The 22,107-nt window shown below is 61.1% G+C and carries 14 protein-coding genes, 1 tRNA gene and 1 pseudogene; 6 read left to right on the plus strand and 10 right to left on the minus strand.

The features are described from left to right. Window positions 1-33 precede the first annotated feature (33 nt). The 3 genes from D8780_RS02445 to D8780_RS02455 all read right to left on the minus strand — a co-directional run bounded on the left by D8780_RS02445 (window position 34) and on the right by D8780_RS02455 (window position 6,577). Window positions 34-1,740, minus strand: a complete 1,707-nt coding sequence (locus D8780_RS02445; RefSeq protein ID WP_121644207.1) for an ABC transporter permease — start codon at window positions 1,738-1,740, stop codon at window positions 34-36. Between the two features lie 101 nt (window positions 1,741-1,841). Continuing rightward, the gene (locus D8780_RS02450) at window positions 1,842-2,888 is read right to left on the minus strand and encodes an extracellular solute-binding protein (RefSeq protein WP_121646310.1); all 1,047 of its coding nucleotides are present in this window, start codon (window positions 2,886-2,888) and stop codon (window positions 1,842-1,844) included. 137 nt (window positions 2,889-3,025) lie between these two features. Next, a complete protein-coding gene (locus tag D8780_RS02455) occupies window positions 3,026-6,577 on the minus strand; it encodes an ATP-binding protein (protein ID WP_121644208.1) in 3,552 nt (1,183 codons plus the stop codon). A 252-nt stretch (window positions 6,578-6,829) separates the two neighbouring features. Between D8780_RS02455 and D8780_RS02460 the strand changes: the two genes are divergently transcribed. From D8780_RS02460 to D8780_RS02475, 4 genes are all read left to right on the plus strand, one after another. Then, window positions 6,830-7,366 carry a phasin gene (locus D8780_RS02460; protein ID WP_245412227.1) on the plus strand — a complete coding sequence of 179 codons (537 nt, stop codon included), beginning with the start codon at window positions 6,830-6,832 and terminating at the stop codon, window positions 7,364-7,366. A 180-nt stretch (window positions 7,367-7,546) separates the two neighbouring features. Next, window positions 7,547-7,623: transfer RNA gene (locus D8780_RS02465), tRNA-His, on the plus strand. Between the two features lie 161 nt (window positions 7,624-7,784). Next, on the plus strand, window positions 7,785-9,023 hold the full coding sequence (locus tag D8780_RS02470; RefSeq protein WP_158598420.1) for a metallophosphoesterase family protein: 1,239 nt from the start codon (window positions 7,785-7,787) through the stop codon (window positions 9,021-9,023). A gap of 5 nt (window positions 9,024-9,028) precedes the next feature. Then, the gene (locus D8780_RS02475) at window positions 9,029-12,472 is read left to right on the plus strand and encodes an ATP-binding protein (protein WP_121644210.1); all 3,444 of its coding nucleotides are present in this window, start codon (window positions 9,029-9,031) and stop codon (window positions 12,470-12,472) included. Window positions 12,473-12,474: 2 nt separating this feature from the next. Here the strand turns inward: D8780_RS02475 and xseA are convergent, their stop codons facing one another. The 4 genes from xseA to D8780_RS02495 all read right to left on the minus strand — a co-directional run bounded on the left by xseA (window position 12,475) and on the right by D8780_RS02495 (window position 17,246). Beyond that, entirely contained in the window at window positions 12,475-13,986 is a 1,512-nt protein-coding gene (gene xseA / locus D8780_RS02480) for an exodeoxyribonuclease VII large subunit (protein ID WP_121644211.1), read from the minus strand. Window positions 13,987-14,010: 24 nt separating this feature from the next. Then, window positions 14,011-14,940: a DUF937 domain-containing protein gene (locus D8780_RS02485; RefSeq protein WP_121644212.1), complete on the minus strand. Its 930-nt coding sequence runs from the start codon at window positions 14,938-14,940 to the stop codon at window positions 14,011-14,013. Window positions 14,941-15,032: 92 nt separating this feature from the next. Next, window positions 15,033-16,406, minus strand: a complete 1,374-nt coding sequence (locus tag D8780_RS02490; protein WP_121644213.1) for a glutamate--cysteine ligase — start codon at window positions 16,404-16,406, stop codon at window positions 15,033-15,035. 69 nt (window positions 16,407-16,475) lie between these two features. Further along, window positions 16,476-17,246: a 16S rRNA (uracil(1498)-N(3))-methyltransferase gene (locus D8780_RS02495; protein WP_121644214.1), complete on the minus strand. Its 771-nt coding sequence runs from the start codon at window positions 17,244-17,246 to the stop codon at window positions 16,476-16,478. Window positions 17,247-17,543: 297 nt separating this feature from the next. Here D8780_RS02495 and D8780_RS15715 point away from each other — a divergent pair, with 297 nt between their 5' ends. After that, window positions 17,544-17,681: a hypothetical protein gene (locus D8780_RS15715; RefSeq protein ID WP_158598421.1), complete on the plus strand. Its 138-nt coding sequence runs from the start codon at window positions 17,544-17,546 to the stop codon at window positions 17,679-17,681. Between the two features lie 73 nt (window positions 17,682-17,754). On the opposite strand, the gene D8780_RS02500 is transcribed toward D8780_RS15715, so the two are convergent. From D8780_RS02500 to D8780_RS02510, 3 genes are read right to left on the minus strand one after another with little or no spacing between them, the layout of a single operon-like run. Then, window positions 17,755-18,444: a LutC/YkgG family protein gene (locus D8780_RS02500; RefSeq protein ID WP_121644215.1), complete on the minus strand. Its 690-nt coding sequence runs from the start codon at window positions 18,442-18,444 to the stop codon at window positions 17,755-17,757. Beyond that, a complete protein-coding gene (locus tag D8780_RS02505; protein WP_121644216.1) occupies window positions 18,441-19,868 on the minus strand; it encodes a LutB/LldF family L-lactate oxidation iron-sulfur protein in 1,428 nt (475 codons plus the stop codon). Before D8780_RS02505 ends, D8780_RS02500 begins: the two co-directional genes overlap by 4 nt. Beyond that, window positions 19,865-20,689 carry a (Fe-S)-binding protein gene (locus D8780_RS02510; RefSeq protein ID WP_425373619.1) on the minus strand — a complete coding sequence of 275 codons (825 nt, stop codon included), beginning with the start codon at window positions 20,687-20,689 and terminating at the stop codon, window positions 19,865-19,867. The genes D8780_RS02505 and D8780_RS02510 overlap by 4 nt, the downstream gene beginning before the upstream one ends. 67 nt (window positions 20,690-20,756) lie before the next feature. Here D8780_RS02510 and D8780_RS02515 point away from each other — a divergent pair. Then, window positions 20,757-22,102, plus strand: a pseudogene (locus tag D8780_RS02515) (DUF3422 family protein). The last annotated feature ends 5 nt before the right edge of the window (window positions 22,103-22,107 follow it).

A 22,107-nucleotide genomic window follows, 5' to 3' on the forward strand; every position in this document is an offset into this window, starting at 1 on the left:
TGCCCCAGCCCCGCGCTGGGGCTTTTTTTGCATTCAGACAGGCCGGTCCCGTCCCAGAGCGTAAGAGAGCATCAGGACCGGTATCATCGCAAGCACAAGAATGAGAAGGGCCGCCGCCGCGCCCTCTTCGACAGCGCCGCGCGAGGCATTTTCGTAAACGTAAGTTGCCAGCGTGTTGAAGCCGAACGGGCGGAGGAGGATCGTCGCGGACAATTCCTTCACCGTATCGACGAAGACGAGGATGAAGGCTGTGCCGAGGGCAGGCTTGAGTAGCGGCAGCAGAACACGAAAAAGAGAACGACCAGCGCCGGCTCCGAGTGATCGCGCGGCATTGTCGATGTCCGGCGGCAGTTTTTGCATTCCCGAGCGCAGATTCGCATCGGCGAGCGCCAGAAAACGGGCCGTGCAGACATAACCGACAGCGATGGCCGATCCGGAAAGAAGAAGACCGGTCGAAATGTCCAGATGGGTGCGCAAGAAGCGGTCGAGCGCGTTATCGAAGCTTGTCAGGGCAAAAAGGAGACCGAGGCCGAGGATGGTGCCGGGCATCGCATATCCGAGCGTCGCAAGCCGGGAAAGGCCAGCCAGGATGTTAGAACGCTCGAGGCGGCTCGCCGCCAGCATTGCGAAGGCGAGCACCACGGTGACAAGGGCGACCGACGAGCCAAGCAATGCAGAGTGAGTGATCGCCTCCTGCATGCCGGGCGTGAAAAATTGCTCGGACCGGTGGATCGCGTAGCGCCCGAGGACGCCGACCGGTATGCCGAAGCCGAGCAGGATCGGAATGGCGCAGAGGCATGTTGCAGCCAGCGCGCGTCCGTTCGAAAGATTCTGACGCGCGGGTCGGCTCATCATCTGGGTGGCACGGGTACCGTGAAAGCTCTGCCGCCGCCTTGCCCAGTTCTCGGCCAGCACCAGTGAGAAGACGATAATCATCATGACGACGGCAAGCTGGGCCGCGCCGGAGAGGCTGCCGCGGGACAGCCAAGTGTCGTAGATCGCGAAAGTCAGCGTCCGGACGCCCAGATGCTCTACCGCTCCGATGTCGTTCAATGTTTCCATCATCACGAGCGCCAGGCCCGCGACAATGGCGGGTCGCGCGGTCGGCAGAAGGACCCGGCCGAAGACCGTTCCCGCCCCCGCGCCGAGGGTTCGAGCCACATCGGCAATATTGCGGCCCTGCATCAGAAAGACGACGCGGGTCGCCAGATAGAGATAGGGGTACAGAACCGCAGCCATGACCAGCGCGGCGCCGGCTGTGGAGCGGATATCGGGAAACCAGTAGTCCCGCGCACTCTGCCAGCCGAAAAAGGCGCGGAGGGCGCCCTGCACCGGGCCGGTATAGGCAAGAAATTCAGCGAACGCGTAGGCCGCTAAATAGGGCGGCACGGCGATGGGCAGGATCAGCATCCAGGCGAAGAGGCGACGGCCGGGAAATTCGAAGGTTGCGATCAGCCATGCCGTGCCAACGCCCACCACCACCGTGCCAAGGCCGACAAGCATCAGGAGAAATAGGGTCGTGCCAAGGGCATTTGGCAGAACGACCGTTGTCAGATGGGCCCATTGCGCGGTGTCGGTCGTGCCGAATAGGGCGATCAGCAGAACCGTCGCGATGGGAAGGAGAGCGAGCGCCGCAATGATGCCGACGCCTATGAGAGGCTTGCTGTCCCGCGGAGTGCGTGTGCCTTCGATCCGCCGTGGTTTCAGCCGAACGCGCCATTCTGAAAGAAACGCTTCCATCAGACCTCATCGCCCCGCTGGGCGCCGTACGGAAGACAGCGAACGCACCGGCAAGGGGGTTTGGCCGGTGCGTTCGCTGTTACGGCTGGTTGCCCAGCCGATCAGTTTGTCGGCCCTTGGTTTAGTCCGACGCGATCCACCATCTCCGACGCTGCTTTTCTGTTGGCAGCCACCTCGGAAAGAGGCAGATCGTCGGCGCGCAGTTCGCCAAAACCCTTGACGACATCCGAAGGCTCCACGCCCTCCTTGACCGGATATTCGAAAACCTGGCTGGCGTAGATGTGCTGGGCTTCGTCCGACGCGAGGAAGCTCATCAGCTTCTTGGCGGCATCCGGATGCGGCGCATGTTTTGCAAGCGCCATGCCTGAAATGTTCACATGGGTGCCATGTTCGCCGATCGTCGGGAAGATGATCTTGATGGCATTGGCCCAGTCCTGCTGTTCCGGCTCTTTCTCGTTGGTCAGCATCAGACCCACATAATAGGTGTTGCCGAGCGCCAGATCACATTCGCCGGAATAGATACCCTGCGCCTGCGCACGGTCGTTGCCATCGGGCCGACGAGCCAGGTTTTCACGCAGTCCTTCCATCCACTGCTCGGTCTTCTCCTCACCCCAGCGAGCGATCAGGCTGCCGAAAAGTCCGAGATTGTAGGAGTGCTGCGCATCGCGGATGCAAATCTGGCCACGATACTTCTCGTCGGCGAGATCGGCGTAATCCATTTCATCCGTGTCGATACGGTCCTTGCTGGCGTAGATGACCCGTCCCCGGCGGGTCAGGCCGAACCAGTTGTTCTCTTCGTCGCGATATTCCTGAGGGATCGCCGTGTTCAGCTCATCCATTTCGACCGGCTGTGTGATCCCCATTTCCTTGGCATTCACCAGCCGGGAAATGTCGGTGGAGAGGATTAGGTCGACCGGGGAATTCTCCGCTTCGGCCTGCACCCGCTCTTCGAGGCCCTTGTTGATGAAGAGAACGCGTGTGGGAATGCCCGTCTCTTCCGTGAAGGCATCCAGAACCGGCTTGATGAGGTCGGGCTGCCGGTAGCTGTAGATGTTGACGACATCGTCCTGCGCTTGGGCAGCCGACATGAGAAGAGGCGAGGCCAGCAAAGCTGTCGCGACGGTCAGGCGCGTGACAAATGACGTCATGGAGAACTCCCAAGTATCAAGAAAAGCGCCATCCCGAAGAAGCATGGCGATCAATCTACGGTTCTTCTCCGAAAGTCGATGCAATCGGTCAAGGATAGTGCGACTTGGCTAGAACGATTCCAGTCTGAAAGGTCGCTTCAGGTCAGGACGCGTTCCGGGGGGAAGGTGACTTCTACAAGGGTGCCGATATTCGGCTCGCTCTCTATGGAAAAACGCGCCTTGTTCGCCTCTACGAGCGCCTTTGTCAGCGGCAGGCCGAGGCCGGTGCCATCCCGCCGGGTTCGGCGCAATGTGCTGATCTGCTTGAATGGCTTCAGCGCCTGGGAAATATCCTCTTCGCTCATACCGATGCCGCTATCGCGAAAGCGTAGCGCCACGGAGCCATCGCGGTTTGGGCCGGTCGAGACGATGACCTGACCCCCGGCCGATGTGAACTTGACCGCATTGGTCAACAGATTGATGGCAATCTGCTTGATCGAGCGCGGATCGGCGACGACGTCCGGGAGCCCGGAGGACAGCGATGTGCGAATGATGACCCGTTCGGCATTCGCCTGTGGCTGCAACATGGCCACGGCATCCGCTACCACTTCGTTGAGGCCGATCGCCTCATATTCCATTTCCTGATGGCCCCCCTCGATCTTCGAGATATCGAGCAGATCGTTGACGAGATCGAGGACGTGATTGCCCGACTTCTGAATGTCTCGCAGGTAATCGCGATAGCGCGGATTGCCCACAGGACCGAAGCGCTCCGAGATCATGAGTTCCGAGAAGCCGATAATAGCATTGAGCGGTGTGCGCACCTCGTGGCTGACGCGCGCCAGAAATTCCGTCTTCTGGGCCGAGGCATCCTCGGCTGCTCGCCGGGCCTGCCGCAGTTCGTTTTCAACCCGTTTCCAAGGGGTGATGTCACGCAGGACAACGCAATAGCCGCCATTGGCCGGCAATTTGCCCAATGTGATGAAGAGCGGGATGAATCCGCCGCCTTTCTCCTTGCCGATCACCTCGCGTCCGTCGTTCAGAACAGATGCGCGCTCGCTCTCGCGCAGCGACGCGAGATAAGCGTCGATGGTGAGGCGGCTCTCATAGGCGAAGAGTTGTCGGAACGGCCGGTCCCGCAAGCTCTCCGCATCATCGCCGAACAGAGCCTCGCTGGACCGGTTCATCGCCCGGATATCGCCTTCCGGTGTCAGCAGAACAACGCCATCGGTGGCCGTATCGAGTATGGCGGTCAGCTCTTCGACATGGCGGCGAAGCGGGGCCGCCGTTTCCTCGACGCGGCGCTCGGCTTCCTCCTCGGAAATCAGGTCGGTTGCTGCCGCATACGTTTCGGCCTGCTGATCCTGTGCCTCGATCTGCGGAGTGTCGTCCGCCTGATCCTCCTCGCTGCCAGGCAGTGGCATGAACGCAAAAAGCAGAGCGCTGCCCTCGTTCCAGCCTATGGCCTGCATTTGCGCATTGATCGGCACCACCGAACCGTCGGATTTCACCATTTGGACTGGCGGGCCACCGCGCCTGTCGCCATCGGCGGAGGCCGCTTCGTCGAAAAGTGCAGCGAAGCCCCCGGATTCTTCGATCGTCGCGACGTCTCGATAGGCGGTGAGTGTCAGTAGTGAGCGTGAGGCGTAAGCAATCTTGCCATGGTCGAGCACCAGAGAGGCGATGGGAAGCCGGGCAAGCGCCGACGGCGTGAGATGTGTACTCCGCGCCGGGGAGGGCGTGACCTGCGGATCGCTCGTTGCGTCGCCTTGGGCTTCTGTTTCCTCCGAAATGTGTTCGGCAGCAGGCTCCTCGACGGGAGCGACACCAAGGTCCTCACCGGACATGCCTACCGCGCTTGCGGCATCACCGGCTGCTTCGTCGGCCACCATTCCATCGTCGGTGAGGAGCGGAACGCCTGAGTGGGAGGCGTTTTCATTCGTTTCCGCAGCGTCCGCGGCTGGCTCCGCCGATCCGTAATCAGGATCTGGTGAAGGGGAAGTCTCGACCGCAGCAGATTCGGCAGATCCTTCGCTCTCCTCCGACAGACTCGTTTCCGCGTCTTCGGCTCCATCATCGCTCGTCGCTTCGACGTTTCGCTGCCGATCCAGCCCCGATATCCGCGCCAGAACCTCGGGAGCGAGCCGATTGCTTCGCTGCCATCCCATGGCCTCGATCGCGAGGCGTGCAGCTTCGTCGCCTGCTTGCTCGAGATCGGCGTCGCCCGTCGACAGGGTCGGCGGGCTGGAGACCTCGTCGACCAGTTCAGCTTCCCTCGTTGTCGGTGCCGTCTGCCGATCATCGTCTTCCACGACTGGCTCGGATACCTCGTCCGAAAGCAAAAGATCCGACCTCTCCTCGGCGGCGCGCGTCCTCTTGTCCGGTGCCGACTTCGCTTCGCTCTCTTCTGCAGGAAGGGTCTTTGCACTCTCTTCGCGAAGGTGAGCGCCGATACTCTGGAAGGCAATTGTTTCGGCGTCGGTCAGCGTTCTGCGACTTCGTCTGTCCAGTGCGGAATGGTCAGACCTGCGTCGCAGCGGTGCAGGAGCCATGGCCGGCGGTTCCGCCTGAGTCTCCGCTTGTGCCTCGGCTGCGGCCTGCGTCTGGGAGGCGGGGTGCTGCGGTCCGTCCCCCGTGCGGCTGCCGTCCGGCCATCCTTTCGCAAATAGCAGGCCCCGCTGCTCAGGGTCCGGCGATATCCGGTCCGGGTGGGCGACGCCGTAGCCGCGATATCCGAGGAAATGCCGTTCCCGATCGTAAAGGGGAAGCGCGGCCAGATCGGTGGGGACAGCGTTCGGCGTCCCCGCAATTGGCCAGTCGACAGAGCGGCCCGACCACGTGTCCCGGCGTTTCATCAGGCCATCAAGCCTGTGGTCGGGATCCATGCCGAGCCGTTCCATCACGATGTGAAATTCGCGGCCTTCGATGGCGCCCGTGGTCCCGACAAGCCGCTTGAAAGATTCGGAGACGATCGTGAAGCGGTTGTCGGCGTCGGTCTCCCAGAGAAAACGGAGCGGCGCTTCCGTACGCCCTGCAGCATCCTCATCGTCTTCGGAGCTTTGTGGAGGGGAGGCCTCGTCCTTTGCCGATGCCGGTTCGAGAAACAGGAAAAGAATAAAATGGCGCGGCGAGCCGCCAAGATCGCCAAGTGCGGCCGGTACGCGGCCCCAGTCAGTCCCGATGCGCTGTTTGACCGATGTCGCGCCTTCGCTGTCGAGTCGGCTACGCAGGAAAAGAATGTCTTCCGGCGACGGGTTGATCTCGGCCAAGCGTGGATCGCTCGCGACATGCCGGCCCTTTTCGTCCAGCAGCGCCGCCACCGCCTTTTCGTCAGAGAAACCTGTAATGGCCTGGGAGGGGCCATCGCCGGGCGCGATCAGCAGAATTGCCGTGACGCCGTCCGGCAACTCGACCTGCCGCGCTTTGACGGCTAACTGGCGGGCTCCGATGCCGCGGTCGACTCGAAGGAGCAAGGGGCGGGGAGAGACGCCACTGCCCGCAGCGCGCAACTGACGCCGGGCCTGTGCCTGCAAAGGCGCGGGCTCGCCGATCAGATCCTCGATCGCAAACGAGCCAAAAAATGAAGCGCCCGGCCCGTTCACCCAGATAATCTCGGCGGCATCCTCCGTGAGGACGGCCAGAGCGTCTCCCCGTGAGAAGCTCTCCCGAACCTCCGGCAATACCGCAATATCGATAAAAGGGTAGAGGCGCATGAACTGTCCTGATGGGCGGCGCGCGATGGCCCTGTTTACGTTTCTTTAAATAATCAAAGCATGACCGTCACGTAAACTGGATAACACTGCCGGTGCCAAACGACGGTTAACGGGCAATATGCTGCACTGCAAAATCAATGTTGCAATGCAGCAATATGTCTCCTATATTGTAATGAAGCAGGAACCGATAACACGCTTGACCATTGGTCATATTAAATGGTCAGAATACTGAAAAGGAAGGAGTTTCCAATCATGGCACGTTCCACGACAAAGACAGGCTCCGAAGCTCAGGACGCCATCAACAACACGGCGGAAGCCACCAAGGAAGCTGTTGATACAGCGACCGCAAATGCCAATAAAGCTGCCGCGGCGATGGCTAATAATTTTCGCCCGGAGGCGATGAGCGAGCAGTTTCGCAGCTTTACCGAAAAGGGAATTGCTCAGAGCCAGGAGGCTTATGCCCAGTTCAAGTCCCAGGCTGAAGAGAACCAGAAGGCTCTTGAAGAATCGGTCGAGACCGTTCGCTCTGCCGTGCAGACCGTTTCGCGCAAGAGCATCGAGAATGCGCGCAAGCAGTCCGAGGCGGCTTTCGATCACGTTGAGCGCCTGATGGGCGTCAATTCGATCAGCGAACTCATGGAAGTTCAGACGTCATTCTTCCGTCAGCAGGCCGAGATGAACATCGCCCAGGCGAAGGAAATGCAGAACGTCACCAGCAGTGCCGTTGAAGAGGTTTCCAAGCCGGCTCGCGAAGCCTTCACAAAGGCCGTCGACAAGACGACGCGCTGATTGGCAGCCGGCCATCAAGGCCGGCAACCGCTTTGAAAGATGAAAACCGCCGCATCTCCGGATGCGGCGGTTTTGCTTCTGGAGGAGAGCGAAAACTCATCGCATCTTCCCCTTGAAAGAGCAGCCGTGCGGCTGTATGGAGCCTTTCGCCGGACGCGTCAGCTTGCCGGCGGATAGTGTGCGGTCGTAGCTCAGCTGGTTAGAGCGCAGGATTGTGGCTCCTGAGGTCGGTGGTTCGAACCCACCCGACCGTACCATCCCTCCGTTGAAACATCTCGCTTTCGGCAGTCGCTCTTTCCGCATGGCGGAAAATGATGGCCGACTGCCAATCCCATGTGAACCGCTGGCGTCCCTGCCTTCCGTTCGTGGTGCCGAGCGTGTCACTCTTTCTCTTCCGATTCGCTGGAATGGTTCCGACTTGTCACGCTTCTGTTTCGTCCACGCCGCCGACCTCCATCTTGGCACCAGATTTCATGGTCTGGCGATGCGCGACGAGGAAATGGCGCGTCATTTCGCTGCCGCGACACGACGGGCGCTTGAGCGCCTCGTGGACAAGACGATAGAGCGGCAGGCGTCGTTCCTGCTGATTGCCGGCGATATTTACGACGGGGAGTGGCGGGACGCGGCTGCAGGGCTTCACTTCGCCGCTCAGATGGCACGGCTGGACCGCGCCGGTATCAAGGTGGTGACGCTGCGAGGAAACCATGATGCCGCCAGTGTGGTGCGTGGTCGTATAACCCTTCCCGATAATGTCGTCGAGCTGGCGACAGCGCGGCCACAGACGATCGAGATGGACGAACTGCGGGTCGCTGTTCATGGTCAGGGCTTCGCCGATCGCTCCTGCGCGGAAAATCTGGCCACCCGCTATCCGTCACCTAAGGCCGGGTTTTTCAATATTGGTCTCCTGCATACCTCTCTCGACGGCAGACCCGGCCATGGTAGCTATGCGCCATGCACACCGGTGGATCTGGAAGCGCGCGGCTATGATTACTGGGCTCTTGGCCACATCCATGAATTCGAGGTCGTCCGGCGATCCGATCCGATGATCGTCTATCCCGGTAATTTGCAAGGGCGTTCGATCCGGGAAAAAGGGCCGAAAGGCGCGGTTCTCATCACCGTAGAGGATGGACGTATCGTCGGCGAGCCGGAACGACTCCTCGTTGATGCCGGACAGTTTGCAGAAGTGCAGCTTTCGATCGATGGCATAGAAGAAATGCACGATCTCTGGCTGGCTCTCAGCGAACTTTGCGCCCATGAGCCTGCTGCGGTGGAAGGAGCGCTTCACGCCATGCGGATCGTGTTGACAGGGCAGGGGCCATTGCATGGCCCGCTCGTGGCCATGGGCAATACCGAGCGCGTCGCCGAGGCTCAGGCCGCAGCCGACCGAAAGCGAGGTGACGTTCGAATTGAAAAGGTGAAGCTTCGCACTCGTCCTTCCGCCCGGCCGGCCGCGGACAATGAGGACATGGCCAGTCTCGACGATCATCTGTCTGCTGTTGCGGAGGATCCCGCGGTGAAGGAGCGTCTGAGAGCAGCGCTCGAACAGATCGGCGCGCGCATGACGGCCGGGGTTGGTCAGTTTTCCGAGCAGGATGTCGAGGCGCTTCTGTTGGAAGGGCTTGCCACAGCCCAGCAGCGGGTCGACAGGGGAGACTGAGCATCATGCGCTTTCTCCATCTCGATCTTATGGCCTACGGCGCGTTTGCGGATCGGCGACTGACCTTTCGGCAGGACGCCGGCCTACACGTCGTTTACGGTCCGAACGAAGCCGGCAAGTCGACGATGCTGCAGGCCATCGGGGATCTGCTGTTCGGTTTTCCAGCCCGCAAACAGATGGACTTTCGCCATGATGCCGCATCACTGCGTGTCGGCGCATCCATACGGGCCGCAGACGGCCGCGAATTCGCCTTTACGCGGCGGCGTGGCAATAAGGCGACGCTGCGTGATCCCGGTAGCGACGACGTTCTGCCCGACGAAAGCCTGGCAGCCTTTCTTGGCGGAATGGATCGTCAACGTTTCGAGCGCGAGTTCGGTCTGACAGCCGAGGCGCTGCGCCAAGGCGGGGAAACGCTTGCCGGTCTGTCGGGCGATCTTGGCGCGAGCCTCCTTGCGGCCTCTTCGGGATTGGGCGGTCTTCGCAAGTTGCGAGAGGCCATCGAGGCTGAAGCGGATTCGATTTTCTCCAAACGCAAGTCGAAAGATCGGATCTTCTGGATCGCCAGCGAAGAGCGCGATGAGGCACGGGCTGAAGAGCGCGACGTTGAGATTGCCTTGAGCGCTCAGGAGTGGCGCGATACGGAAAAGGCCATCCAGGAGACGGCCGGCCTGCAGGAAGAGGCCAATGCGGAGCTTGCCGCGGCCGAGATCGCGCTGGCTTCGGCGGAAAGGCGGCTGGCGCTTCGGCCCGCTCTTCGACATCTGGACCAGGCGCGGGAGCGGCTTTCCCAATTTGCGAGCCTTGAAACCTTCACCGACGACCTGCCGGAACGCTTGGAATCCACGCTTGCAGAGCGTGAGAGCGCGGAGGAAGTCCTTCGCGATCTCTCCGAACGGCACCGGGTCGCCGAGGCTCGCCGAGAGGGGCTCGAGGCGCGACCTGATCTGGCAGAGGCGGCGGACGCCGTGCGCCTCGTCGCGGAAGACCTCGGACGCTATCGCAAGGATGTCGCCGACGTTCCCAAGGTTCAGGCGCAACTGCGTGAACGGCGCGAAGCGATTGGCCGCCAGTTGAGCGAAATGGGGATTGCGGCCGACAAGGCGACGGTGACTCGCATCACCGTGGCGCAGCGCGCCGATCTTCGTCAGGAGGCTCTCCATCTTCAGGATGCGGAACGCGAGCGTGGGCGACTTGAGAAAGAAGCGGAGGCCCTGCAGCGTCGCCTCGATTCGGAAACCTCGTCGGACGAGATCACAGCGCTTCCGGAGACAAGACAGTTGGAGCGGGCCGTGGCCGCGCTGCGTCCGGTCTTCGACGATGCGGTGGCCGCTGAGCAGGAAAGTCGCAGAGCGCAAGATGATCTTGAGGCGAGCCGGCAGGCCGCTCTCGCTCTCGATCCATCCGTCGCCGATCTCGACCGTTGCGTCGATAGGCCGGTCCCGCTCCAGCGCGAATGGTCCGTCCTCCTCAACGAATGGCGCGGCCACCATCAGGAAAGGGAGAACCGGGGCAATCGTCTGGCAGAAACCCGAAAGCGCATCGCGGCGATCAAGCAGCGTATTGGTGAAGCGGAGCGCACTGAAGCGCTGGTCGATCCGCTGTTACTTTCGCAGTCTCGCCAAAGTCGCGACCGCAAGTTGGGCGATCTGCGCGAGGGAACGTCATCGGACTGGGATGGGCTGCACACTGCGATTGTCGAAACCGATCGGATCGCAGATCGACTTCTGGCAGAAGCCGAGAGTGGCGCAGGGTTGCGCCGCGATCGGGCCGAACAGGCTCGAGAAGAAAAGGCTCTGGAGGATGACGAGAGCGCGATCGAGGAGCTGGATCGGCAACTCGCCAATTGGCAAGCTCGCTGGCAGGCCCTTTTCGCTTCCATTACCGAAAAGCCGCCTTTGCCGGAGCGAACCGAGAGCTGGATGGCCCGGTTTGTCGATCTGCGCGATGATGCGTCTGACGCCAGACGCAGACTCAAAGCCGCAACGAGGGCTCTGGCGACCGCGCAGGATCAGGTGCCGGCATTGCGTGAACTTGCCGGAGTTCTAGGGCTCGGCCAGCTTGGTGGACTGGGGGTGCTTCATCTCTGGGCCGCCATCCTCGAACGTCTCGCGGAAGTCGCCGCCGAACGCCAGTCGCGTGCGGCGACGGATGCTCTACGCCACGAGCACGAGAGAATGCTTCGTGATCATCGGCAGCAGATTGAGCAGTTTGATGCGACGATCGCGCTATCACGCGCCCGTCTCGATCAGGATCTTGGCGATCTTGGCTTGCCGACGGGCCATGGCGCCGATGCCGTACTCACCCTTCTGGAAAGTCTGGCTTCGATGTCCTCCATGCAGGAAGAGGCAGCCCGCCTGCAGACACGCGTCGAGGGTCTCGAGGCGGATGTGGAGCGCTATCGTTCACGTGTCATGGACCTCTTGAGCCGATTGGCCCCCGATCTTTGTGAAGAGGCACCCGATGCAGCCGTCACGATTCTCTGGCAGCGATGCCAGAAGGCTGTGACGACGGCGGAGCGCCTTTCCGAAGCGGAGGAGGAACTGACGACGGTCGAAGATGAGTTGGCGTTTGCGAGAGGTCGAACTGAGGAGACGCGGCAAAACGCGGACCTGATCCTGAGCACTCTGCCCGAGACGCTGGATGCCACGACGTTCATCGAGCGTCTACGGGAGCGCCGCGCTGCACGCCGTTCCTGCCAGGATCAGGAGCGTCAGTTCACCGAAATTGCTCAGGACCTGACGGAAAGCGAAGTGCGTGAGGCCGTTCAATCCGAAGGGGAGGAGGCGGCCCACCGCGCCATACTGGAACTGCGTGACGCCAAGGATGCCGCGCAGGACAAGAAGCAGCGTCTCGCGCAGGAGCTTGGCCGGCTTGGCCAGCAGCTTGAGGGTTTACGGCGGAGGAAGGGATCGGAACTTGCCGCGTTCCGTCGCCAGGGGGCAGAAGAACGGATGGAGATCGCCGCCCACGAATGGGGCCGCTTGAAAGCAGCGTCCATCCTTTTGGATGCGGCGATGGATCGCTACGCAAAGTCCGTTCCGAATACGACATTGGATGGGGCGGCGAACCTCTTTGAATTATTGACGGATGGCGCGTTCTCTGGCCTGGCGGAAGACCTCGATGCGGAAGGACGCCCCATTCTTCTCGTCACACGAAATGATGGCACGCGTCTGCCGGTGAACGGCACGCTGTCAGAGGGCACCCGCGATCAGCTCTATCTCGCCCTGCGTCTCGGCTGGTTGAAGGAACGCGCGGCGCAGGCCGATCTGCCGCCTTTTGTGGGCGACGACCTCTTCGCCAGTTTTGACGATCAGCGCACCGAAGCAGGATTGAAGGCGCTTTCATCTGTTTCGCCTTCACTTCAGCCCATTCTCTTTACACATCACAGGGCCGTAGTGGAGACCGCTCGAAAAGCTCTTGGCGACAGGCTCGACCTGATCGAACTCTGATCTTATTCAAAAAGGTCGATCTGCTTGATCGGAGGAACATTCGCTCCGGTTTCGCTCTTGGCTGGCCCGGATGCGATTTTCGGAGACGAAGCTTTTGTCGACCGACGGACCTTCCCGGCGGCCCGCTTCGGTGTTTCGCGAACTGAGGCATTGTCTTCTCCGGCAATGGCCGGAACGGTCCCACCATCCATCTCGATCTGAAGCGACATGCCGGCCGCGATGTCGGCAGCTTTGGTCAGAACATTCTGTTCGCCGTCGCGTACCACCGCGTAGCCACGGGCCAGAACCTTATGATGCGAAAGCACTTCGATCAGCCGGGTGGTTGACGAGAGGCGGTCGCGTTTCCGCTCCAGAACGCGCCGGATGGCGGGTGGAAAGCGTTCCACGACGCCGTCGAGACGACGGCGCTCGACGCGCAACTGACGGTCGAGAATGATCGGCGCCAGCCGGTCCCGAAGATAGAGAAACCGGTGCCGCCGAAATTCGATACCGGCGACGAGTGCTCGAGAAAGGCGCCCCGCCGCTTCATCATGTCGCCTGCGGGGAATGGCAAGGAGTGCGTCGGCAGCGGGGAGAGCACGCGAAAGGCTCCGCAAATCCTGCAATCGGCGGTCGAGGAGGCGGCGATGGGCCGATCTGAGGCGCGCGCCGAATGTGGAGACGGCGGCCTCGAGTTCTGCGCGCACCGGAACGGCCATTTCCGCCGCGCCTGTCGGTGTCGGCGCACGCCTGTCTGCCGCGTGGTCGATCAGCGTCCAGTCGGTCTCGTGGCCCACAGCGGAAATGATCGGGATCGAACAGGCTGCGACCGCACGCACGACCGCTTCGTCATTGAAGCCCCAAAGATCTTCCAGAGATCCGCCGCCGCGCGCGACGATCACGACATCCGGCCGTCGGATCGGGCCGTCATGCGGCAATGTGTCGAATCCGGCGATCGCTCGCGCGACCTCGTCGCCGCTTGTTTCACCTTGGACACGGACGGGCCATACGACGACACGGCTTGGAAAGCGGTCGGTGATGCGGTGACAGATATCACGGATCACCGCACCGGTCGGCGATGTGATGACGCCGATCGTGAATGGCAGAAATGGAAGCGGCCGTTTGCGCGCTTCGTCGAACAGGCCTTCGGCGGCGAGCGCCTTACGCCGCGCCTCCAGCAGCGCCATCAGGGCGCCTTCGCCCGCCGGCTCGATCCGGTCGATGACGATCTGATATTTGGACGACCCCGGATAGGTGGAAAGGCGCCCGGTCGCGATGACCTCAAGGCCTTCTTCCGGCTTGAAGGGCAACTGCTGAAAGGTGTTGCGCCAGACCACGGCATCCAGGCGGGCGCGGTCGTCCTTCAGGCAGAAATAGGCGTGGCCGGACGAATGCGGCCCGCGATAGCCGGAGATTTCGCCGCGCACGCGAATATGGCCAAAGCGGTCCTCGACCACGCGCCGCAAGGCGTTGGACAGATCGCTGACCGAAAATTCCTCGGCGTTGGATTTCACGCTCGCCAAAAAACTCTCCAGGACAAAGGCTCGGTCCGGCTCGGCTTAACTCTTCTTCTTACCGACGCCAAACTGATCGAAGAGCTTTTCCATCGTTTCGATCTGCTGGCGGCTGACGGCTTCGCCTGCTGCAAACATGGGGCCGAAAATATGATCCGTCTGGCCCGAAGAAGCCGAGTCATCGCGGTCGGAAGAGTCAGGGTCGGGAGCCTGATCGACGAGCTCCGGTTCCGGCTCCTGCGGAAAACCCGGCGGTACGACCCCGATACCATCAGCCGTGTGGTTTTTTTCCGGGCTGGAGCGCGGCCGACCGAAAAAGGTTTCCATCATGTCGCCCATCCCGCCCGTTCCGCGCGTTGATCCGCCAAAAGCGGAACTCTGCGGCAGAAAAGGTGCCCATAGCTCGTCCCACATTTTTCCTGCGGGCCCGTAGATCGATTCCATGAGGCCGGGTTCCGGTTCGCTCTTTCTCGGCGTTTGCGGCGCCGGTGTCGCACCGGGCTGTGCAAACGGGGTTTTATAGGGTGGCGTCGCGTCGCTGGCGGCGATGAAAAACTCCGTCATCTGCCGCGTTATGCCGCCCATCACGGCGCTCGCGATCACAGGCAGCATCTGGCGGACGGTATCGCGCGGCACGCCGGTCTCGTTGGCGACCTGATCGGTGATGGCGCGCATCAGACCGGCGGAGCGAAAGAGCTGGTCGAGCACCGTTTGCGCCTGCCTTATGGCACCGGGTTCAAAAGCCTTCGAAACATCGAAGCCGTAGGGTGCGTGCTGTCCCGAACTCAACGCTGCCAAGAAATCGTTCGTGTCGGCGGGGGTCGCCGTCTGTCGGCGTAGGCCTTCGCTAAAGGCGGGAGCCACCGCGGCCAGCACCTTCACGGCCTGCTGCTGGTTCACGGCGAATTGGTCGGCCAATTGTCGCTGCAGCGCGCCGTCATTCATCGATGACAACATGGGATAGAGCGGAATCATGAGGCGCCTCGCTTGTCTTCTTCCGCAACCATAACGCTTTTCGGGAAGAATGCGACCGCTCGCTAGCAAGGCCCCGGCTTCGCCCGGTATTATTAGTAGGCGTATTCTTCGAAAAGCGGCTCGATGGAAGCGCCCCAGCGCAAATGGTAGGCGCGGAGCATTTCTTCGGCTTCGGAGGTGCCGCGCGCCACGATTTCCTCTAGCGGGGCCAGGAAATGCGCTTCATCGAATCCGTCAGGATTCATCTTTGCGCGCCGCTGCAAACCGGCGCGGGCGATGGCGAGAGCGCGATAGCCGAGGTCGCGCACCGTTCCCTCGCGAAATGGCGTGGCAAGAGCCTTCTCAGGCACAATGTCGCGTATGGACTGAACCTCATCGACCGTCCAGTCTTTCGTCCACTCGAACGTTTCATCCAGCGCCTGCTCATCATAAAGCAAGCCGACCCAGAAGGCGGGAAGCGCGCATATGCGCCGCCAAGGGCCGCCGTCAGCCCCGCGCATTTCCAGGAACTGCTTCAGGCGAACATCGGGGAACAGGGTCGAGAGATGATTGATCCAGTCGCCCAGAGTTGGCTCGGGATCGGGCACGTCGTCTCGGAGGGCTCCGTCAAGGAACTGTCGGAAGGTCACATGTGTCGCGCGGTGGTACTGGCCATTACGGAGTATGAAATACATCGGAACGTCCAGCGCCCACTCCGCATAATCGGCAAAGCCGAAATCGGGGGCGAAGCTGAACGGAAGGATGCCGGCACGGTTATTGTCGACATCGCGCCAGATATCGCCGCGCCATGACAGCAGGCCATTCGGTTTGCCCTCGGTGAAAGGCGAGGAGGCGAAGAGAGCTGTTGCCAGTGGCTGCAACTTCATGCCGACCTGCATCTTGCGGCGCATATCGGTCTCGGATGAGAAATCCAGATTGGTCTGGATGGTGCAGGTCCGGCGCATCATGTCGCGGCCTTGCGTGCCGACCTCCGGCATATAGGCCGACATGATCTCATAGCGCGACTTCGGCATGAGCGGTGTCTGATCGATCGACCATTTCGGGCTGCCGCCCATGCCGAGAAAACGAATGCCAAGCGGTTCGGCAATCTGACGCAATTGAGAAAGATGTACGTTGGATTCCCGGCAGGTCTGGTGAATGGTCTCCAGCGGCGCGCCGGAAAGTTCGAACTGGCCGCCCGGTTCAAGGCTGATCGCGCCCTCTCCGATGGGTGAGGCAAGGCCTATGAGCTTGTTGCCATCGATGATCGGCTCCCAGCCGAGCTTCGCCTGCATGCCTTCCAGAAGGGATCGTATGCCGGCGTCTCCATCATAAGGGACCGGATTGTTGCCGTCGGCATAGAAGACGAATTTCTCGTGTTCCGTTCCGATCCGCCAATCCCTTGGCGGCTTGCAGCCCGCAGCAAGATAATCGACGAGATCGTTAAAGCCTTCGATGGGCGTCGTGTTGCTTGTATCGCGTGCCATTTCCGTCCCGTTTATCTCGGCGCTAGGCACGCCTGTGGCATGAGCATATGGCGAAGAGAATCGCGAAGATCAATCTGCGGCAGTCTGCTCCGGGTGAACATTGTGTCGCCAGTCTCCGCAAACGGCTTGCACCAGAGCGAGAGCGGCGACCGCCGCTGTGTCGGCCCGGAGGATGCGCGGACCAAGCGGAATCGGCGTCACGAAAGGCAGGTTGCGGAGCATGGTCCGCTCTTCTTCCGAAAAGCCGCCTTCCGGGCCGATCAGAACCGCGATCGGCTGCGCTGGCAGGGAGGACAGGATTGGGAGCGGATCGTCGCCGGCAGCGTCTTCATCGCAATATATAATGTGACGACCCGCATCCCATTCTTCCAGAAGGGAACCGATTTTCTGGATCGGTCGCAATTGCGCAAGCGAAAGAATGCCGCACTGCTCGGCAGCCTCTCGCATATTTGCTTCCAGCCGGTCATGGTTGATTTTCGCCATTTGCGTATGCTGAGTCTGGACCGGTTGCAGGATGCCGGCGCCCATTTCGACCGCCTTCTGGACCATGTAGTCCATTCTTCCGGTCTTTAGCGGCGCAAAGAGATAGTGCAGGTCGGAGGGCAGAGGCTGGGGTCGGCTCTGCTCGGCAAGTCGCAGCAAGGCGTTCTTCTTGCCTTCCCGTTCGATCTCCGCACGCCATTCGCCATCGCGACCATTAAAAACCAAAAGTTTCTCGCCCTCCTTCATTCTTAGGACGTTGAGAAGGTAGTTCGCCTGGTTCTTGTCGAGTTTGATCGAGGTTTCAGCCGACAGGTCATCTGACACGAAAAGTCGGGGCAATCGGTAATCGGCGCGCATTATGTCTCTGTAATTGAGGGTGGTTCTTGGGAGGTGTGTTGCCGCCGCGACACGTACTCTCTGTCATGCAGGGAAAAAAGTTTTTCCATCTATCGCTTGTCGTATTTTGCGCTCATAAGCCGCGCACCTCAAGGGTGATGGTTACGCTTCGATAACGGGAATGTGAGCAGAATTGTGTTCCTGGAGGGAACCAGTTTCACCACACTCCGTTAGGTTTGTGAGTGAAGCGACCCAGCCGGCGGGAACGTTTCGGAAAGCAAATTGACCTATAACTGAAGATTGCAGAGACCATTCGAGATGAACGCCGTGAAAGCCGCCCTTTTTTCTGTCTTTACCCTCACCGCAGCCGGTATCTGGTATGTGGGCATGACTGCCACGACCGCCGAAGCGAGTAACAGTTCCATCGGCTACGGCGTGGTCGCCGCGATCGACTGATTTCGGCGATCGAACCAGCCAATATTCGAGTTTAAAGCGCTCCGTCCCGACGGAGCGCTTTTTTCATGGCCGATCAGCCGACGAGAATGATGTGGAGCGCCCGGGGGCCATGCGCGCCGAGCACAATCTGCTGTTCCACATCGCCAGACCGAGATGGCCCGGTAATCATGTTGATGACTCGGGGCAAGATTGAATCGGCTTTGTCTGATGCAGTGACAGCGGTCTTTCGAAGTGCGTCTTCGAGCGATCCATGAATGCGCTGGATCGGCAGCACCACGATGTGGTGTTCCGGCAGAAAATTCAGAGTGGTGGGATTATCAGGTCCCGAAGTGAGAATGAGCGTGCCGGTTTCGGCGATGGCACCGTCTGCCACCGACAGACCCACCAGGTCTGAACCGTCGGACGGGCCAGCGACGGTTTCGAGAAGGGGCTCCTCGCTCCATCCTGCTTCATCGAGCAGCGGATCTGCCCCATGGCGCAGCGCCATCGGCAAATTGTTCGCATTGAGGTATTCGACGACAGCCGACGCGATATCACTGGCCGCATCAATCCGGGAGACGGTCGTGTCGACGGCTTGCGCCTTGCGCGTAAAAAGTTTGACCGCCTCTTTATCCGACACTTTGGAGCCGGCGGGGAGAATGCCGGGCGTTTTCGCCCTTAGCCGCTCGTTCGCGCCCGCTTCGCGTGCGCATCTCGCTGGCGCACCGCCTTCGCTGATCGCCTTGCTTATTCTCCCAAGGATCGCTTCCCGTGCGCCGCTCATGATCGGTCCGCCTTCTTGGCCGCAGCATAGGCTTGCATGAAGGTCTGTCCTTCCGGAGCGGGAAGGTCACGCGCTCCGGTCCAGCCGGATGCGAAGGGAAGGCGGGCGATACGGCGTCTCGCTCCTCCAAGCCTCGAAAGAAGAGCGGCGGCATATTTCGTTCCGAAGCGATAGACCCGCGGATGCTGCGCCGCAAAAGCCCAGAGGCTGATGCCACGACGCATCGTCGCTGGCTGCAATCCCTTTTCATATTCCTTGTCGCGCCAGCGGCGCATCAGCTTGGGTAGCGGTATCCGCATTGGGCAGACGGATTCGCACCGGCCGCAAAAAGTGGATGCGTTCGGCAGATGCCCGGCTTTCTCGATTCCCGCGAGGGCCGGCGTGATGACAGCGCCGATCGGACCGGGATAGACCGCGCCATAGGCGTGGCCGCCCACCGCATGAAAGACCGGGCAATGGTTCATGCACGCGCCGCAGCGGATGCAGCGGAGAACCTCCTGAAACTCGGTGCCAAGAAGGGCGGATCGCCCATTGTCGAGCAGGACGATGTGATATTCTTCCGGTCCGTCCTGATCGTCCGCGCGACGCGGGCCTGTTGAGATCGTCGTGTAGACGCTCATCTCCTGGCCGGTGGCCGAACGCGCCAGAAGACGAAGGATCGTCGACAGGTCCTCCATCGTCGGGACGATCTTCTCGATGGAGGCGAGTGCAATGTGCACGCGCGGCAGGGTCTGCGTCAGATCGCCATTGCCCTCATTGGTCACGATGACCGAACTGCCGGTTTCCGCCACGAGGAAATTGGCGCCCGTAATGCCGACATCCGCGTCGAAATAGCGGCGGCGTAGAACCTCTCTTGCCTCGCCGAGGAGGCTCTCGGGTGTCTCCAGAGCCCGCTCTTCCGCCAGATGGGAATGGACGCGGCGAAAGTCTGCCTCCACCTGATCGCGATTGAGATGAACGGCCGGGGCAATGATGTGGCTCGGCGATTCACCGCGAAGCTGGATGATGTACTCCCCGAGATCGGTTTCCACGGTTTCAATGCCATGCGCTTCGAGATGGGCGTTCAATTCGATCTCTTCGGTCAGCATCGACTTGCCCTTGGTGACCGTCCGGGCATTTTCCTTGCGACACAGTTCGAGAATGATGGCGCGCGCCTCGGCATCGTCCCTTGCCCAATGCACATGGCCTCCGGCCGCTTTCACATTGGCTTCGAACCGCTCCAGATAGACGTCGAGATGGTTGAGCACGTGGTTTTTGATGCCCACCGCTTCATCGCGGATCGCTTCGAATTCCGGAAGCGCAGCCGCTGCCTTGGCGCGTTTGCCGATAAACCCCTTGCGGACATTGCCGAGTGCCCGTTGAAGCTGCTCGTCGCCGATCGCCTTAGCGCTGCGGTTGATGAAGTCGGCTGATTGGACCTTCACGACTGATCCTCCTGCCGTCCCGCGATCGGCGGCGCCTCGGTCATGCCGGACAGGATTTCGACAACATGGCGGACTTCGGTCCTTCGACCCTCGCGCCGGAGGCGGCCGGCCATGTTCATCAGGCAGCCCATATCGCCGGCCAGGAGCAGATCGGCCCCCGTTGCGTCGATGTCCTTGGTCTTCGCGGAGACGATCACTTCGGAGATCGCCGGATATTTCGTGCAGAACGTCCCACCGAAGCCACAGCAGACTTCCGGCTCTTCCATCTCCTTCAATTCGAGATTTTCGATGGTGCCGAGCAGGCTTCTCGGCTGCGTCTTCACGCCGAGTTCTCGCAGTCCCGAGCAGCTATCGTGATAGATCGCAATCGTCTTTTCCGGCAATTCGACCTTCACGCCAGCGAGGGAGCGAACATCCGTCAGGAAGCTGGTCAGTTCGTAGGTTTTCGAGGCAACCGCCTCGGCCCGCGACGACCATTTCGGATCATCGGCGAGAAGCTCTGGATAATGACGACGAATGGTGGCCGCGCAGGAGCCGGAAGGCGCAACGACATAGTCGAAAGGTTCGAAGGCCGCGATGACCTGCCGCGCGATCGTTACGGCCTCTTCGCGGTGGCCGGCATTGAAGGCAGGTTGGCCGCAACACGTCTGGGTGTCCGGCACCTCGATCTGACAGCCCGCCTCTTCCAGCAACTTGATACTGGCGAAGCCTACGGCCGGCCGAAAGAGGTCGACCAGACAGGTGACGAAAAGGCCAACCGTCGGCGGCGTACTGTTGCTGTCCTGAAAGATGGCTTCCTCCCCCGCCAGTCTGCGAAACAATTCGCTTTTCGCCCTTTCTGCTATATCAGGCACCCTCGGGCGAGGAAACGACACTTTGGTACCGACGATGAAGAGCAGCGATCAAGATATCCCGGCAAGGCAGTTGCGTTCCGAGGATGATGTTTCCGACGGTCCGCACGTCGCTCCGAGGCAGTACGTTGCAGGTTTTCCCGCCCATCATCTCAGAAACGCTGCGATCGGAGAGGTCCATTCCCGGCCGAACCCTATCGTTCATACGCCCGCGGTCATCACCGCCATCGCCTTTCTTTCGGAGGGCGGCAGCGGCGCTGCATGGTCGGCCTTCGCCTCGCAATGTCGGGCTCAGGGCGCCGCAGTGCCGGATCGCAGTGTGCGCCACAGTTCGATAGCCATGCCACACGGCGAACTGCGTTGGGAGCGGCATACCGAATTCTCGACATATCTGTGGCATGCTCCGCTCGACATCGAGCGTGACCAGCCGCTCGGCAAGAGCCCGTTCGGCAGCTCTTTCAACCTGCCGGGATCGGTGATTTCGGGCGTCCGGCTGGAAGTCCGGTTGCGCAACAGCCAAAGTGAACGGCTGATCGAACGCTTCGATCCCGCATCGCTATGCGATTCGCTGGTTGAAAACGGCCGCGCCAGGGCAATCACCGATTTCCGTCAGGACGCCGATGGTTTTACCCACATCCTAGTTCTGCACGAGGGCCTGTCACCGGCGCGGGCGGGCGTTCTGGCCCAGCGCCTCATCGAGGTGGAGTTCTACCGGACCCTGGCCATGATGGCGCTGCCGCTTGCCAATGAACTTTCGCCACGTATCCGTCGCGTGGAAAACGATCTTGCCGACATTGCCGAGCGCATGCGTGCCGGCGGGCGCGCGATGCGGAGACCTTGCTGGCCACCGTCACCGACCTGGCTGCTGATCTGGAGGCGGACGCGACGTCGAGTCTCTATCGGTTCGGGGCTTCGCGCGCCTATAGCGGCATTGTCGAGGAGCGGCTGAACTCATTGGGCGAAGTGCCTGTCTCAGGTTCCGACAGTTGGGCCGCCTTTCTGGAGCGACGGCTTGCGCCGGCGATGCGGACTGTCCGCTCGGTCGAGGAACGGCAGGCCAATATGAGCCGCAAGTTGACCCGAACATCGGCGTTGATCCGCTCATGGGTCGAGATCGACCTTCAACGGCAGAACGCCTCACTGCTGACCTCGATGAACCGGCGCACCGCCGCACAGTTGCGTCTTCAGCAGACCGTGGAGGGCCTGTCGGTTGCGGCGATCTCCTACTATGTGGTCGGGCTGATCGGCTATCTTGCCAAAGGGCTCGCGCCATTCGGGATGGAGGTGGAACCAGCCTATGTGACGGCTTTTTCGGTGCCTCTCGTGGTTCTCGGCGTTGCCGCCATCGTATGGCGCTTGCGGAAAACCCACGGTGACGGCTGAGCCGA

Source organism: Notoacmeibacter ruber (assembly GCF_003668555.1).
Classification (GTDB): Bacteria; Pseudomonadota; Alphaproteobacteria; order Rhizobiales; family Rhizobiaceae; genus Notoacmeibacter; species Notoacmeibacter ruber.